The sequence below is a fragment of the Halorubrum sp. SD626R genome (assembly GCF_001261915.1).
Lineage (GTDB): Archaea > Halobacteriota > Halobacteria > Halobacteriales > Haloferacaceae > Halorubrum.
In genome coordinates, this window is record NZ_CVRT01000072.1 from 1 (window position 1) to 14,921 (window position 14,921).

Sequence of the window (14,921 nt, forward strand, 5' to 3'; positions counted from 1 at the left end):
CCGCACCGCAGCCTCACGCCTCCCCAGCCTCGCGGTTCGCGCTCTCCGAGCGCTCACCGCGTCCCTCGCACCGTCGGCTCGCGGCCCTTCGGGCCGCTCACCGGGGCGCGCCGACCGCAGACTCATTGTAAATAACCGCGTTGCCGCCTCCTCACGCCACCTTCGTCGACACCGCGATCCCGTTGCCGACCGGGAGGATCGCGGTCTCGACCGCGTCGTCCGAGCGCACGGTGCCGACGTACTCGCCGATCCCCCGGGTCTCGTCGTCGACCTCGGGGTCAGGTAGCGGCGCGCCGTCCTCGAAGTGCGCCACGAGGTCGCCGAGGTCGATTGGCCCCCTCGTGATGTTGTCGGCGATAATCACGCCGCCGGTCCGGACCTTCGGAAGGACGGTGCGGTAGGCCTCGGCGTAGCGGCCCTTCTGGTGGTCGATGAGGACGACGTCGAACGGCCCGTCGTAGCGCTCGATCGTCTCCATCGCGTCGCCCACCTCGAAGGTGACGCTGTCGGCGTACCCGCCGTCGGCGGCGAACCGGACACCGCGCTCGGCCTCCTCTTCGTCGAACTCCGTACAGACCACCGCCTCGGCGCCGCCGCGTAGGAACCACGTCGCCGAGTAGCCGAAGCCGGAGCCGAACTCGAAGACGCGCTCGGCGTCGGTCAGGCGGGCGAGCAGCCGGAGCACCGCGCCCGCCTCCGGCCCGATGATCGGGAACCCCCAGTCGTCGGCCAGCTCGGCCATCGCCGCCTGCGTCGCGGTGTGTTCCGGCGCCGTCGCGGCGAGGAAGCGCTCGGCCGAGTCGGAGAGGACGTCCATGACCGCTAATGGACCGCACGGCACTTGAAACCGGTCGTCGGGAGCGGTCGGGCGCCCGCGCCCGACGCCGACTCCGAAAACTGTTAAGTCCCGCTCGGTCGTCCGTTTCGGTAATGTACGACCCTGAGGAACTGGCCGCGATCCGGGAGGCGAAGGAGTCGTGGGAGGAGGGAACCTACGGCGAGACGGTCGACCGGTTCGGGGAGCGCAAGGAGGAGTTCACCACCGACACGGGCGGCCAGGAGGTCGACCCGCTGTACACCCCCGCCGACGTCCCCGACCACGACTATCGCGATGACCTGGGGAACCCGGGCGAGGAGCCGTACACCCGCGGCGTCTACTCGACGATGCACCGCGGGCGCCTCTGGACGATGCGCCAGTACGCCGGCATGGGCACCGCCGCGGAGACGAACGAGCGGTTCAACTACCTCATCGACGAGGGCTCCTCCGGGCTCTCGATGGCGTTCGACCTCCCGACGCAGATGGGGTACGACTCCGACGCCGCGATGGCCGAGGGCGAGGTGGGGCGGTCGGGCGTCGCCATCGACACCCTCGACGACTTCGAGACCGTCTTCGACGGGATCCCCTTAGACGAGGTGTCGACGTCGATGACGATCAACGCCCCGGCCGCCGTCCTCCTCGCGATGTACGTCGCGATGGGCGACGAGCAGGGGGTCCCGCGCGAACAGCTCCGCGGGACGATCCAGAACGACATCATGAAGGAGTACATCGCGCGGAACCTCTACATCTACCCCCCGAAGCAGTCGATGCGGCTGATCACGGACATCTTCGAGTTCTGCGCGGCCGAGACCCCCAACTTCAACACGATCTCCATCTCGGGGTACCACATCCGCGAGGCGGGCTCGACGGCGGCCCAGGAGGTCGCGTTCACGCTCGGCAACGGGATCGAGTACGTGCGGGCCGCGATCGACGCCGGGCTCGACGTCGACGAGTTCGCCCCGCAGCTCTCCTTCTTCTTCAACGCGCACAACAACGTCTTCGAGGAGGCCGCGAAGTTCCGCGCCGCCCGGCGGATGTGGGCGCAGATCATGGACGAGCGGTTCGACGCGCAGAACCCGAAGTCGAAACAGCTGAAGTTCCACACGCAGACCGGCGGCTCCACTCTCACCGCCCAGCAGATCGAGAACAACGTCGTCCGGGTCGCGTACCAGGCGCTCGCGGCCGTCCTGGGTGGGACCCAGAGCCTCCACACCAACGGGAAGGACGAGGCGCTCGCGCTTCCCACCGAGAAGTCGGTCCGCACCGCGCTGCGCACCCAGCAGATCCTCGCGCACGAGTCGGGCGCGGCCGACACGATCGACCCGCTCGCCGGGTCCTATTACGTCGAGAGCCTCACCGACGGGATCGAGGAGGACGCCTTCGAGATCCTAGAGGAGGTCGATCGTCGCGGCGGCATGCTGGAGGCGGTCGAGAGCCAGTGGGTCCAGCGGCAGATCCAGGACGTCGCCTTCGACCGCCAGCAGGAGATCGAGGAGGGCGAGCGGATCATCGTCGGCGTCAACGAGTTCGAGGTCGACGAGGAGCCCGAGATGGACCTCGAAGAGGTCGACCCGGAACAGGAGCAGAACCAGCGCGAGCGCCTGAACGAGGTGAAGGCCGACCGCGACGGCGACGCGGTCGACGACGCGCTCGCGTCGCTCCGCGAGGCCGCCCGCGGCTCCGAGAACGTGATGCCCCACATCGTCGACGCGGTGAAGGCGTACGCGACCGTCCAAGAGATCTCTGACGTGCTCCGCGACGAGTTCGGCGAGTACAAGCCCGGGCGGTAAGGGAGTCCCCTCCGAGGGCGTCAGCCGACGACGGCGGCGGGGGGCGTCCGGCTCCGCGACGCGCTCAGTTCGCGCCGCGGACGACGTGGCCGTACTTCAGCAGCGCGACGAACACCGCGCCGCCGAAGGCGTTGCCGACCGTCGCGAGCACCAGGAATCCGGCGTAGTCGGCCAGCGAGATGGCGTCCGAGACGATCAGCCCGAACAGCACCTCCACGTTGCCCGCGATCGAGTGCGGGAGGTGGAGGAGCCCGATCGTGCCGGTGACGATCAGCACGAGGAGGATCCGGGCGGTCGTGTCCTGCGCCGCCGTCACGAGCCACGCCAGCAGTCCCATCAGCCAGCCGGCGAAGACCCCGCCGACGAACAGCCACGGGAGGTCGTGGTCGACGAGCTTCAGGGCGATGGTCTCGAACGACTGCGGGTCGACGACGCCGAGCTCCGGCATCAGCAGGGTCACGAGCAGGGTGAACAGGGGCCCGCCGACGATGTTCCCGACGTACACCAGCCCCCAGAGGCGGCCCAACTGTTTGAACGACGCCTGCCGGTCGAGCACCGGTATCACGGCCAGCGTCGTGTGCTCGGTGAACAGCTCCGAGCGGCCCAGGATGACGAACATGAAGCCGATGGAGTAGACGCCGGCGAGCAGCAGCTCGGTCCCGAGGTCGCCGAAGCCCCCCGGCGAGAGGGTCAACACCACCGCCATCATCAGCGGGCCGAAGCCGATGTCGAGCCCCGCCGACAGCCCCGAGAGCAGCAGCCCGGACCGCTCTCGCTGCATCTCGTGGAGCGCGCTGTCGAGCAGCGAGCCGAGGATGTTCCGGGACGACATCTGCTCCGTCGCCGCGTCGGTCTGTGAGTCGCTCACTGGAGTCGCTCCCTCCTTCTCCCGGACCGCACCCAAACCTTTGGATCCCGGCGCGGCGGCGCGGGTACCGCGGCCCCGCTCGGTCGTTATAAGTCGGCGGCAAACGATCCGCGACGCATGCGCTTCGACCACGTCGGCGTCGCCACCCGCGACGCCGCCGACCTCGCCGAGCTGTTCGACGGCCTCCTCGACGCGCCCGTCGCCCACGAGGAGACGTTCGACGGGATGGCCGTCGCCTTCCTCGAACTGGACGGCGGGGGGTACTTCGAGCTGTTAGAGCCCGCCGACGGCGGCGCGATCGCCGACTACCTCGACCGGGAGGGACCGGGGATCCACCACGTCGCGCTCGCGACCGACGACGTCGAGGGGGCGCTGGACCGCGCCCGCGACCTCGGCGTCGACCTCGTCGACGAGGCGCCGCGTCCCGGCGCGTGGGGCCACGAGGTCGCCTTCTGCCACCCGAGCTCGACGGGCGGGGTCCTCGTCGAGTTCGTCGAACACTGAGGGCGGCGGGCCGTCACCGGGACGCAGGCCGCGACCGACACCGCGCCTCAGTCCCCGTCATCGACCGCCGGGTCGTGCGTCTCGTACCAGTTGAGGATCTTCTCCAGCCGGTGGATCGCGCGGTCCGGATCACCGATGTCGTGGTGCTCGTCCGGGTAGACGACGAGCTCGGCGTCGACCCCCTGTTTCCGGGCCGCGACGTAGAGCTGCTCGGACTGTGAGGGCGGACACCGCCAATCCTCGCCGCCAGCCATCACGAGCAGCGGCGTCTCGATCTCCCCGGCGTCGAGGACCGCCGTCGCCGCGTCGTACGCCTCCGGCTCCTCCCACGGGAGGCCGTACTCCGCCTCGAACCAGGTGTGCGTGTCGTCGGTGCCGAACGCCGACCGGAGGTCGTAGATGCCGTGCTCCGGCGCCGCCGCCGCGAAGAGGTCGGGGCGGCGCGTGACGAGGAACCCCTGCGCGATCCCCCCGTAGGAGAAGCCGTGGCCGAAGACGCGGTCGGGGTCGACCCAGCCGCGATCGGCGAGCGACGCGACGCCGGCCGCGATGTCGTCCACCTCGGCGGTCCCCCACGCGCCGGTCAGCTCGGCGGTGAACGCCCGCCCGCGGGAGGTGCCGCCGCGGTAGTTCGGGCGGAGGACGAGGTATCCGCGGCTCGTCAGCGCGGCGTGCGCGAAGTCGAAGACGGGCTCGTCGTACGACGTCGGGCCGCCGTGGATCGCCACCACGAGCGGGTGGTCACCCTCGGTCGGGTCCACGGTCGGGTCGTGATAGACGATCCCGTCGATCGTCCACCCGTCGGACTCCCACTCGACCCGGGTCGCCTCCGGCACCGCGAACTCGTCGATCAGCGGCTCGTTGACCGCGGTGAGCCGCCGGAGGGAGTCGGGCTCCGCGGGCGGGTCGCCGAGGTCGCCCCCGTCGTCGAGGTCGGCGACATCGACCGCGTACAGGTCGGTCCCTTCGGTCGGGTCCGAAAGGACCGCCACCGCCGTCGAGCCGTCGGCCGAGACGTCGAACCCGGTTAGCGCACGGTCGCGCCCCTGCGCCGCGAAGACGCGCTCGGCGGTCCCGTCCGTCCCCGCGCGGACCAGCCGCGTGTGGCTCTCGTCGCCGACGGCGACGTACACCGCGCCGTCGGCCCAGACCGGCTCGCCGCCGCGCGCGACCGTCCGATCGAGGTCGGCGGTGAGCGAGACGACGGTCCCCTCGCCGTCCTCGCCGCCCTCGTCGCGGTCGGCGCTCCCCCCGTCTCCGCCGTCGACGAGGTACACCTCGGCCGGCGCGGGCGGGTCGTCCGGGTCGTCGGCGACCGTCACCAGCTCGTCGGCGCCCGGGCGCCACGTCGGGACGCCGTGGGCGAGGTCGCCGCCGGTGAGCCGCTCGGCCTCGCCGCCAGCGGGCGACACCGCGTAGACGTCGCGGACGGTGGTGTCGTCCGGGCGGTCGAGCCGGCAGGCGGTGAACGCGATCCGCCCGGTCGCCCCCCAGTGGGGGTCCATCCCGGCGATGTCTTGGAAGGCGCCGCCGCCGTACCCGTCGTCGAGCCGCCGCGGGTCGTGCTCGGGGTCGTCGAGGTCGACGACGAAGAGGTACGGCGTCACCTCGTCGGTCCAGCCGACGCCGTTCAGCTTGTGCTGGAGCCGCGTCGTCTCGATCGGCCCGCCCTCTCCGCGCACCCGATCGAGGTAGTCGGCCTCCTCGTCGGTCGGGTCGCGCGACTCGATCACCAGCCGGTCGCCGTCGGGAGACCAGTCGAAGTCGGCGACGCCCTCGTCGCGCTCGGTGACCTGTCTCGCGTCGCCGCCCAAGGCGAGGTCGAACAGCCACACCTGCGGCTTCGGCTCGTCGTCGCCGGCGGGCGCATCCGCGTCTCCGTTCTCGGCGTCGCCGTCGGTCTCGGCGTCCTCGTCGTCCTCCCGGTCCCGCCATCCGACTCGTCGCTCGGCGTCGCGGTCGCGGGCGGCCACGAACGCGAGGCGGTCGCCGTCCGGTCCCCACGCCGGCGCGGAGGTGCCGGCCGCGCTCGTCAGGCGGTGCGGCTCGCGGGAGCCGTCGGTCGGGACGACGAACAGCGAGCTCACGGCCTCGTCCGCGCGCTGGTCGTACTCGGTGGCGGTGAAGGCGACGCGGTCGCCGGCGGGGGAAACGGCGACCTCGCCGACCTCCGTCAGGTCGTAGTAGGCGTCGAGCGGCAGTGCCGACATAGGCGCACCGAGCGGCGGCCGGCGCAAATACGTTCGGGCAGCGGAAGCGGAGCGGCCGACGGCGACCGATTTAACAGCGCGGCGGGCGACTCCAGTCCGTGTTCCGCGACCTCTCCCGCCCGATCGAGACCGGAATGCCGACGTACCCCGGCGACCCCGCGGTGTCGCTCGCGCCCGACGCGACCTACGAGGCCCACGGCTACGCGACGAGCGAGCTCCGGACCGGCACCCACGCCGGGACGCACGTCGACGCGCCGCGCCACACGCTCTCGGAGGGGGCGACCGTGGACGAGGTCGATCCGGGCCGGTTCGCGTTCGACGCCCGCCTCGTCGACCTCCGGCCGCTGGAGCCGCGGGAGCCGATCACGGCCGAGGCGCTCGCGGCGGCCCTCGGCGACGAGGAGAGCGCGGTCGACGAGGCGTCGGCTCCGGGCGATCCCGGAGTCGACCTCCTCGTCCTGCGGACCGGCTGGGCGTCCTACTGGGGGGCCGACCGCTACCGCGACCACCCGTACCTGACCGAGGCGGCCGCGACGCGGTGCCGGGATCTCGGCGTCGGCGTCGGGGTCGACACCTTCGGGCCGGATCCGACGCCGACAGCGACGGCGACCGACGCCGCGACCGCGAGTGACGAGCCCGACGGGACGCCGGCTCACGACGCCCTGTTGGCGGCGGACCTCCCGATCGTCGAGAACCTCCGCGGGCTCGACGGGCTCCCGTCGCGGTTCCGGCTCTACGCGTTCCCGCTCCGCCTGCGCGACGGGGACGGCTCGCCGGTGCGGGCGGTCGCGGAGTGGGAAGGGTGAAGAGACGGTGCACGGCGGCGCGGACGCCGTGGTCCCGATCGCCGGCTGGGAGCCAGACCAAACCCGTTTTAAGCGTCGGCGACGAACCGCGACTCAAGGTCGATATCCATGGAGATGCCACGTCGTTTCAACACGTACTGTCCACACTGTGACTCGCACCACGAGCACGAAGTGGAGAAGGTTCGATCGGGTCGGGCGACCGGAATGAAGCGGGACGCGCGCCAACGGCGCCGCGCGCTCGCGACGATCGGTAACGCCGGCGGGTACTCGAAGGTGCCCGGTGGCGACAAGCCGACGAAGAAGACCCACCTGAAGTACCGCTGCGGCGACTGCGGCAAGGCCCACATGCGCGAGGGCTGGCGCGCCGGCCGGCTCACGTTCCAGGAGTAAGCATGGCGGGAAGCTTCCACCGCGTCGCCTGCGGCGACTGCGAGAACGAACAGGTCGTCTTCGGCAAGGCCTCCTCTGTGGTGTCGTGCGCGGTCTGCGGCACGACGCTCGCGACCCCGACCGGCGGGGAGGCCGAGCTCCACGGCGAGATCGTCGAAACCGTTGAGGCGCGGTAACCGCCTCTGACCCCCGTATGAAGTACAGCGGCTGGCCCGAACCCGGCGAGCTGGTGGTCGGCGACGTCGACGAGATCGCCGACTTCGGCGTCTTCGTCGACCTCGACGAGTACGAGGAGAAGCGCGGCCTCTGTCACATCAGCGAGGTCGCCTCCGGCTGGATCAAGAACGTCCGCGACCACGTCCGCGAGGGACAGACGGTCGTCGCGAAGGTGCTCGACGTCGACGAGTCGTCGAACCAGATCGACCTCTCGATCAAAGACGTCAACGAGCACCAGCGAAAGGACAAGATACAGGCCTGGAAGAACTCGCAGAAGGCCGACAACTGGATGCTCATCGCGCTCGGCGAGGACGTCGACGACGACCGCTACACCGCGGTCGCCAACGCGCTCCTCGTCGAGTACGACTCGCTGTACGACGCCTTCGAGGCGGCCGCGATCAGCGGCGACGAGGCCCTCGAAGATGTCGAGGTCGACGACGACGCCCGCGAGTCGATCGTCGAGGCCGCCCGAGACAACGTCTCGGTCCCGTACGTCGACGTGACCGGCTACGTCGACCTCGAATCCGCGGCCTCCGACGGCGTCGACGACGTGAAGGCGGCGCTCGAAGCCGCCGAGGGCAACGGCGAAGTGCCTGACGGCGTCGACCTCGAAGTCGGCTACGTCGGCTCGCCCGAGTACCGGATCAAGGTCCGCGCGCCCGACTACAAGACGGCCGAGGACCAGCTGGAGGCCGCCGCGGCCCGCGCCAGCGAGGCCATCGAGGCCGCCGGCGGCGCCGGCGAGTTCCACCGCGAGCGCCGCGAGGACGACGAGTAGTCGCCCGCGGTCCGCTTTTTATCCTTTCACTCCGTGAAATCCGACATCCGCGTCTGCGCGAACTGGGAGACCGCCCACGACCGGCCGGTGTACACGCTCGGCGACAGCTGTCCCGACTGCGGCGGTCCGACGGCGAACAGCGCGCCCGCGCCGTTCGGTCCCGAGGACCCCTACGGCGAGTACCGGCGGCGGGCGCGGCGGCGTCGGGAGTCGGAGTAGGCCCCGGCTCGGGCCGTGCAGCGCTCCGGCCGCACCGCGTTCCGCCCGCACGCCCGCGCCGCCGGAATAGCCACCCTCTTGTGACCGCCGCCCCGACGGACCCGGTATGGACGACATCGAGATCGACGAGGTCGCGACGCCGGAGCTCGACGACCCGGTGCTCATCGAGGGGCTGCCGGGCGTCGGCCACGTGGGGAAGCTCGGGGCGGAACACCTGTTGGAGGAGTTCGACGGCGAGTTGGTCCGCCGGGTGTACACCACCGAGTTCCCGCCGCAGGTTGACGTCGACGGCGACGGGGTCGCCGAGCTGACCTGCGCCGAGTTCCACGCCGTCGAGACCGACGGCGCCGACCTGCTCGTGTTGACCGGCGACCACCAGGCCGGCTCGAACAAGGGCCACTACACGCTCACGACGACGTTCCTCGACGTCGCCGAGGAGTTCGGCGCGACGCGGGCGTACGCGCTCGGCGGCGTCCCGACCGGCGAGCTCGTCGAGGAGTACACCGTCCTCGGCGCGGTCTCCGACGGCGACCTCGTCGACGAGCTGGAGGCGGCCGGCGTCGAGTTCCGACCCGACGAGCCCGCGGGCGGGATCGTCGGCGTCTCCGGACTCGTGCTCGGGCTGGGCGGGCGCCGCGGCGTCGCCGCCGCCTGCCTGATGGGCGAGACGAGCGGCTACCTCGTCGACCCGAAGAGCGCCCGTGCGGTGCTGGAGGTACTGGAGGAGGTGCTCGAGTTCGACGTCGACTACGAGAGCTTAGAGGACCGCGCCGAGGAGATGGAGGAGGTCGTCGGCAAGATCCGCGAGATGCAGGACGGGCCCGCGGTGCCCGACGACGACCTGCGGTACATCGGCTGATTCTCCCGGGGCGCGCCCCGGCCGCGGCGTCCCGAACCCAGCGTCCCGAACCCGACGCGCCGGCCCCCCGCGAGCGCCACCCCTTCCGGCAACGATAAACCGGTCCCCGAGTATCGTCCCCGTATGACTGACGTACGCGTCGCCGGAGTGGGGCTCACGCGCTTCGGGAGCCACGCGGACCGCGCGGGACGCGACCTCTTCGCGACGGCCGCGGAGCGCGCGTTCGAGGACGCCGGCGTCCCGAGAGCAGACGTCGAGGAGCTGAACTACGGGAACTTCATGGGCGCGCTCGCCGAGCATCAGGGCCACCAGGCGCCGCTGATGGCCGAGGCCGCCGGCGTGTCCTGCCCCGCGACCCGCTACGAGTCGGCGTGCGCCTCCGCGGGCGTCGCGGTCCGCGAGGCGGTCCGGACCGTCGCCGCGGGCGACGCCGACGTCGTCCTCGCGGGCGGCATGGAGCGCATGACGAATCTGCCGACCGACGAGGTGACGGAGGGGCTCGCGATGGCCGCCGACGACCTGTTCGAGGTGCGGTCCGGCGTCACCTTCCCCGGCGCGTACGCGCTGATGGCGACCGCCTACTTCGAGGCGTACGGGGGGGAGCGGCGGGACCTGGCCCACGTCGCCTCGAAGAACCACGCGAACGCGCTCCCGAACGAGTACGCCCAGTACCGCCGGGAGGTGTCCGTCGACGAGGCGATGGACGCGCCGCCCGTCGCCGAGCCGCTCCACCTCTACGACGCCTGCCCGATCACCGACGGCGCGAGCGCGCTGGTGATCGTCTCCGCGGAGTACGCCGCCGAGCACGACGTGGACGCCCCCGTCGCGGTGACGGGGACCGGCCAGGGGACCGACCGCATGGCGCTCGCCGACCGCGAGCACCTCGCTCGCACGCCGGCCGCCGACGACGCGGCCGAGAGCGCCTACGCGGCCGCCGGCGTGAGGCCCGAGGACGTCGACGTCGCGGAGGTCCACGACTGCTTCACCATCGCCGAGGTGCTCGCCACGGAGTCGCTCGGCCTCTTCGAGGTCGGCGAGGGGATCGCCGCCGCCCGCGAGGGCGTCACGGCCGCCGACGGCGACCTCCCGGTGAACCTCTCGGGCGGCCTGAAGGCGAAGGGCCACCCGGTCGGCGCGACCGGCGGCTCGCAGATCGCCGAGCTGACGCGGCTGCTCCGCGGCGACCACCCGAACAGCGAACACGTCCCCGACGCCGATGTCGGCGTCGCGCACAACGCCGGCGGGACGGTCGCCAGCGCGGTCGTCCACGTGCTGGAGGTGGCGGAATGAGCGACGGCGGCGACTCGGGCGACGGCGCGGGAAGCGGGGACGCGGGCGACGTCGATCTCGCGGAGCGCGCGCCGACCCCGGTCACCGACGCCGACCACGACGAGTGGCTCGACGCGCTCGCGGCGGGCGAGGGGTACGCCTTGGTCTGTCCCGACGGACACGGGTCGCTCCCGCCGCGGCGGATCTGCCCGGAGTGCGGGTCGGCGTCGCTCTCGCGGGAGCCGCTCGGCGACACCGGTCGGGTCGAGACGTTCAGCGTCGTCCACGTCCCCTCGCCGCGGTTCGCGGACGACGCCCCGTACGTCACCGCGGTCGTCGACCTCGGTCCGGTCCGAACGACGGGCGTCCTGCGCGGCGTCGAACCGGCGGGCGACGCGATCGAGGTCGGGCTGTCGGTCGCGGTCGGCGTGGAAGAGCGGGCGACGGACGGGGAGCCGCTGGTCGTTTTCCGGCCCGCTAACGACGGGTAACGGCGGCGTGACCGCTCGTCGGGAGCCGACCGACGTTTCCGTCCTGCGACCAAATGGTTATACGCCCGTCACCTGTACCCGTGTTCAATGACCGACCGGATCCGCGTCCTTCTCGTCGACGACGACGCCGACCTCGCGGACGTGACCGGGTCGTTCCTCGAACGGGAGGACGAGCGGATCGCGGTCGAGACCGCCCCGAGCGCGACGGCGGGACTGGAGCGGCTCGGCGAGGGCGGGATCGACTGCGTCGTCTCCGACCACGACATGCCCGGGCCGAACGGGATCGAGTTCCTGGAACGCGTCCGGGAGCGAGGCGGCGACCTCCCGTTCATCCTGTACACCGGGAAGGGGTCCGAGACGGTCGCCAGCGAGGCGATCTCCGCCGGCGTGACGGACTACCTCCAGAAGAGCGGCGGCACCGAGCAGTACGAGATCCTCGCCAACCGGATCGCCGACGCCGTGCTAAAGCGCCGCGCCGAGCGCGAGGCCGAGCGGACCCGGACGCACCTGCGGGCGATCACCGACAACTCGATGGACGCGATCGTCACGGTCGACGCCGAGGGCGCGATCCTGTTCGCGAACCCGGCCGTCGAGCGGCTGTTCGGCTACGCGCCGGACGAGCTCGAGGGGGAGCCGCTGTCGACGCTGATGCCGGACCGCGAGGCCGACGACCGCGAGGCGGTCGACCGCTACCTGACGGGCGTCGACCCGACGACGGACCGGTCGGCCGTCGAGCTCCCGGGCCGACACCGCGACGGCCGCGAGGTGCCGTTATCGATCTCCTTCGGCGAGTTCGAGGAGGACGGCGAGCGGCGGTTCGTCGGGGTCATCCGGGACGTGACGGAGCGCGAGCGACACCGGGCGTTCGTCGAGCGCTCGAACGACGTCGTCGCCGCGCTCGACGCGGACGGGACGTTCCAGTACGTGAGCCCGTCCGTCGAGTCGTTACTCGGCTTCGAACCGGCGGAGCTCTCGGGAGCGGACGCGTTCGAGTACGTCCACCCGGACGACCGCGAGCACGTCCTCGACGCGTTCCGCCGGTCGATCGCCGGGGAGATCGAGAACCCCACGATCGAGTACCGGCTGCGGCGCGCCGACGGCGACTACCTGTGGGTGGAGTCGGTCGGCAGCGACCGGCTCGGCGACCGCGGGATCGGCGGCTACGTCGTCAACACGCGGGACGTCTCCGACCGGAAGCGGCGCGAGGAGAAGCTGGCGCGCCTCCGCGAGTGGACGCGGGAGCTCAACTACGCCCGGACCGTCGAGGAGACGACGCGGCTGGCGGTCGACGCCGCGTCGGAGATCATCGGCGCGGAGCTGAGCGGGATCCACCTGCTGAACGGCGCCGGCGACGCGCTCGAACCGGTCGCGCTCGCCGAGTCCGTCCCGGCGTTCTTCGACGAGCAGCCCTCGTACGACCGGGACGCGCCTCCCGGGTCCCGCGCCGCTCTGGCGTGGGGAGCGTACCGCGGCGACGAGCCCGTCGTGGTCGACTCACTGTCGTCCTCCGACCGCCTCGACGAGGAGACGCCGGCGGAGAGCCTGGTCCTCCACCCGATCGGGGCGCACGGGCTGTTCGTCGTCTCCGCGTCGACGCCGGACGCGTTCACCGACACCGACGTCCTCATCGCCGAGATCCTGGCGAACCACCTGGAGGCCGCCCTCGACCGCGTCGACCGCGAGACGAGCCTCGAACGGCTCCACGACGCGACGCGAAACCTGATCCGCGCGGACTCCAGAGAGGCGATCGCCGAGCGGGTCATCGAGGCCGCCGCGGAGGTGCTCGGCTTCTCCGTGACCACCGTCCGGCTCTACGACGAGGACGCCGGCGGGCTGGTCCCCGTCGCCGTCTCGGAGGCGGTGCAGGCGGCGCTCCCCGAGCGGGAGGTGTTCACCCCCGACGGCGGGAGCCTCAACTGGGCGGCCTACGAGGCGGGCGAGGTCCGCCTGTACGACGACATCGAGACCACCGGCGCGGTCGACCAGGGCACGGGGCTCCGGAGCCTGCTTATCCTCCCCGTCGGCGAGCACGGGACGGTCTCGATCGGCGAGACCGAGCCGGGCGTCTTCGACGACACCGACGAGTTCCTCGCGCGCATCCTCGCGACCGCGACGGAGACGGCCTTCGAGTCCGAGGCCCGGACCGAGCGGCTCCACCACCGGAGTGCCGAGCTGGAGCGCCAGAACGAGCGGTTGGAGGAGTTCGCCAGCGTCGTCTCGCACGACCTCCGCAACCCGCTCAACGTGGCGCAGGGGCGGGTGGAGCTGGCGCGCGAGGAGTGCGACTCGGTGCACCTCGACGCGGCCGCCAAGGCCCACGACCGGATGGACACCCTGATCAGCGACCTGCTCGCGCTCGCCCGGCAGGGGGAACGCGTGAGCGAGACGGAGCCGGTCGACCTCGCCGCGGTCGTCGAGTCCTGCTGGCTGAACGTCGACACCGTGGACGCGACGCTCGCCGTCGAGACCGACCTGACGCTGCTCTCCGACGAGAGCCGGCTGCAACAGCTGATCGAGAACTTGATTCGTAACGCGGTCGAGCACGGCGGCAACGGCGTCGCCGTCGCGGTCGGTACGCTCACCGACGGCGACGGGTTCTTCGTCGCGGACGACGGGCCGGGGATCCCGCCCGAGAAGCGCGCCGACGCGTTCGACGCCGGCTACTCGACCTCGGAGGACGGGACCGGATTCGGGCTCCGGATCGTCGAACAGGTGGCGACCGCCCACGGCTGGCAGGTGTGGATCACGGACGATCCGGAGCTGGGCGGGGCGCGCTTCGAGGTGAGCGGCGTCGACATCGCGGAGCCGGCGGCCGACGAGTAGGGATCGGCGGCGTCGCGAAGTGAGAAGTGGAGTCGCGGTGCGAGAGGCGGCGCCGCGGAGCGAACGGTGGGGGCGCGACCGCCCCGATCCGTTCTACTCCCGGACGAGCAGTTCGATCTCGTGGCCGTCCTGGTCCTTCGTGAACGCGTAGTTGTGGTCGCACGACTCGGGATCGCGGTAGTCCGGCGCCTCGCGGGTCATCAGGTCGTCCCACGCCTCGTCGAGGTCGTCGACGCGGACGCAGAGGTGGCCCCAGCCGTCGCCCATCGTGTACTCGCGGCCGTCGTAGTTGTAGGTGAGTTCCAGCTTCATCGCCTCCTCCGGGGCGTCCTCGGGGGCCATGAAGTAGTTCGAGAAGCTGTCCGCCTCCCACCGGCCGGACGGCTGCTCGGTGTACTCGAACTTGCGGGTCCAGTAGCCGAGCGCCTCGTCGGCGTCCTCGACGCGGATCATCGTGTGGTCGATGCTCCACTTCTCGCCGAAGTCGCGCTTGACGATCTCGATCTCGTGGCCGTCGGGGTCCTTCACGAACGCGTAGCGGTTCCCGCATGACTCGGGGTCGCGGTAGTCCTCGACGCCCTCCGCCATCAGCTGGTCGTACGACTCCTGGAGCGCGTCCTCGGGCACGCGCACGGCGATGTGGCCCCACGCGTCGCCGATCTCGTAGGTGTGGTCGCCGTGGTTGTAGGTGAGCTCCAACAGCGCGCCGTCCTCGTGGACGTCCTCGGGACCGAGGTAGACGTTGGTGAACGTCTCGGCCTCCCAGCGGCCCTTCTCCTCGTAGTTCAGGTGCGTCTGGTACCAGTCGAGGCTCTCCTCTAAGTCCTCGACGCGGATCATCGTGTGATCGAAGGTTCCGTCCATACGCGACGGATCGGCCG

Annotated in this window: 15 protein-coding genes; 11 read left to right on the forward strand and 4 right to left on the reverse strand. The window is 71.5% G+C overall.

The window, feature by feature from the left end; all coding sequences use genetic code 11:
- Positions 1-151 precede the first annotated feature (151 nt).
- A complete protein-coding gene (locus SD626R_RS07425) occupies positions 152-817 on the reverse strand; it encodes an O-methyltransferase (RefSeq protein ID WP_092565262.1) in 666 nt (221 codons plus the stop codon).
- Positions 818-930: 113 nt separating this feature from the next.
- Here SD626R_RS07425 and SD626R_RS07430 point away from each other — a divergent pair, with 113 nt between their 5' ends.
- Complete coding sequence (locus tag SD626R_RS07430; RefSeq protein ID WP_092565264.1) at positions 931-2,607, forward strand: acyl-CoA mutase large subunit family protein; 1,677 nt, start codon at positions 931-933, stop codon at positions 2,605-2,607.
- A gap of 64 nt (positions 2,608-2,671) precedes the next feature.
- Here SD626R_RS07430 and SD626R_RS07435 read toward each other — a convergent pair whose 3' ends face one another.
- Positions 2,672-3,475: a formate/nitrite transporter family protein gene (locus SD626R_RS07435; RefSeq protein WP_092565266.1), complete on the reverse strand. Its 804-nt coding sequence runs from the start codon at positions 3,473-3,475 to the stop codon at positions 2,672-2,674.
- A gap of 117 nt (positions 3,476-3,592) precedes the next feature.
- Here SD626R_RS07435 and mce point away from each other — a divergent pair, with 117 nt between their 5' ends.
- Positions 3,593-3,979, forward strand: coding sequence for a methylmalonyl-CoA epimerase (gene mce, locus SD626R_RS07440; RefSeq protein WP_092565268.1), 387 nt, complete (start codon positions 3,593-3,595; stop codon positions 3,977-3,979).
- Between the two features lie 47 nt (positions 3,980-4,026).
- On the opposite strand, the gene SD626R_RS07445 is transcribed toward mce, so the two are convergent.
- On the reverse strand, positions 4,027-6,189 hold the full coding sequence (locus tag SD626R_RS07445; RefSeq protein WP_092565270.1) for a S9 family peptidase: 2,163 nt from the start codon (positions 6,187-6,189) through the stop codon (positions 4,027-4,029).
- A 98-nt stretch (positions 6,190-6,287) separates the two neighbouring features.
- Here SD626R_RS07445 and SD626R_RS07450 point away from each other — a divergent pair, with 98 nt between their 5' ends.
- The 9 genes from SD626R_RS07450 to SD626R_RS07490 all read left to right on the forward strand — a co-directional run bounded on the left by SD626R_RS07450 (position 6,288) and on the right by SD626R_RS07490 (position 14,040).
- A complete protein-coding gene (locus SD626R_RS07450) occupies positions 6,288-6,995 on the forward strand; it encodes a cyclase family protein (protein WP_092565272.1) in 708 nt (235 codons plus the stop codon).
- Positions 6,996-7,103: 108 nt separating this feature from the next.
- On the forward strand, positions 7,104-7,385 hold the full coding sequence (locus tag SD626R_RS07455; protein WP_004595867.1) for a 50S ribosomal protein L44e: 282 nt from the start codon (positions 7,104-7,106) through the stop codon (positions 7,383-7,385).
- Positions 7,386-7,387: 2 nt separating this feature from the next.
- Positions 7,388-7,561 carry a 30S ribosomal protein S27e gene (locus SD626R_RS07460; RefSeq protein WP_008004084.1) on the forward strand — a complete coding sequence of 58 codons (174 nt, stop codon included), beginning with the start codon at positions 7,388-7,390 and terminating at the stop codon, positions 7,559-7,561.
- Positions 7,562-7,578: 17 nt separating this feature from the next.
- Complete coding sequence (locus SD626R_RS07465; protein WP_092565274.1) at positions 7,579-8,379, forward strand: translation initiation factor IF-2 subunit alpha; 801 nt, start codon at positions 7,579-7,581, stop codon at positions 8,377-8,379.
- 33 nt (positions 8,380-8,412) lie between these two features.
- A complete protein-coding gene (locus tag SD626R_RS07470; RefSeq protein ID WP_092565276.1) occupies positions 8,413-8,598 on the forward strand; it encodes an RNA-protein complex protein Nop10 in 186 nt (61 codons plus the stop codon).
- A gap of 106 nt (positions 8,599-8,704) precedes the next feature.
- Positions 8,705-9,457 (forward strand): proteasome assembly chaperone family protein, encoded by a 753-nt coding sequence (locus SD626R_RS07475; protein WP_092565278.1) that lies wholly within the window; start codon positions 8,705-8,707, stop codon positions 9,455-9,457.
- Between the two features lie 123 nt (positions 9,458-9,580).
- The gene (locus SD626R_RS07480; protein ID WP_092565280.1) at positions 9,581-10,747 is read left to right on the forward strand and encodes a thiolase domain-containing protein; all 1,167 of its coding nucleotides are present in this window, start codon (positions 9,581-9,583) and stop codon (positions 10,745-10,747) included.
- A complete protein-coding gene (locus tag SD626R_RS07485; RefSeq protein ID WP_092565282.1) occupies positions 10,744-11,217 on the forward strand; it encodes a Zn-ribbon domain-containing OB-fold protein in 474 nt (157 codons plus the stop codon). Before SD626R_RS07480 ends, SD626R_RS07485 begins: the two co-directional genes overlap by 4 nt.
- 87 nt (positions 11,218-11,304) lie before the next feature.
- Complete coding sequence (locus tag SD626R_RS07490) at positions 11,305-14,040, forward strand: hybrid sensor histidine kinase/response regulator (RefSeq protein WP_092565283.1); 2,736 nt, start codon at positions 11,305-11,307, stop codon at positions 14,038-14,040.
- 93 nt (positions 14,041-14,133) lie between these two features.
- Here the strand turns inward: SD626R_RS07490 and SD626R_RS07495 are convergent, their stop codons facing one another.
- Complete coding sequence (locus SD626R_RS07495) at positions 14,134-14,904, reverse strand: VOC family protein (RefSeq protein ID WP_092565285.1); 771 nt, start codon at positions 14,902-14,904, stop codon at positions 14,134-14,136.
- Positions 14,905-14,921 lie beyond the last annotated feature (17 nt).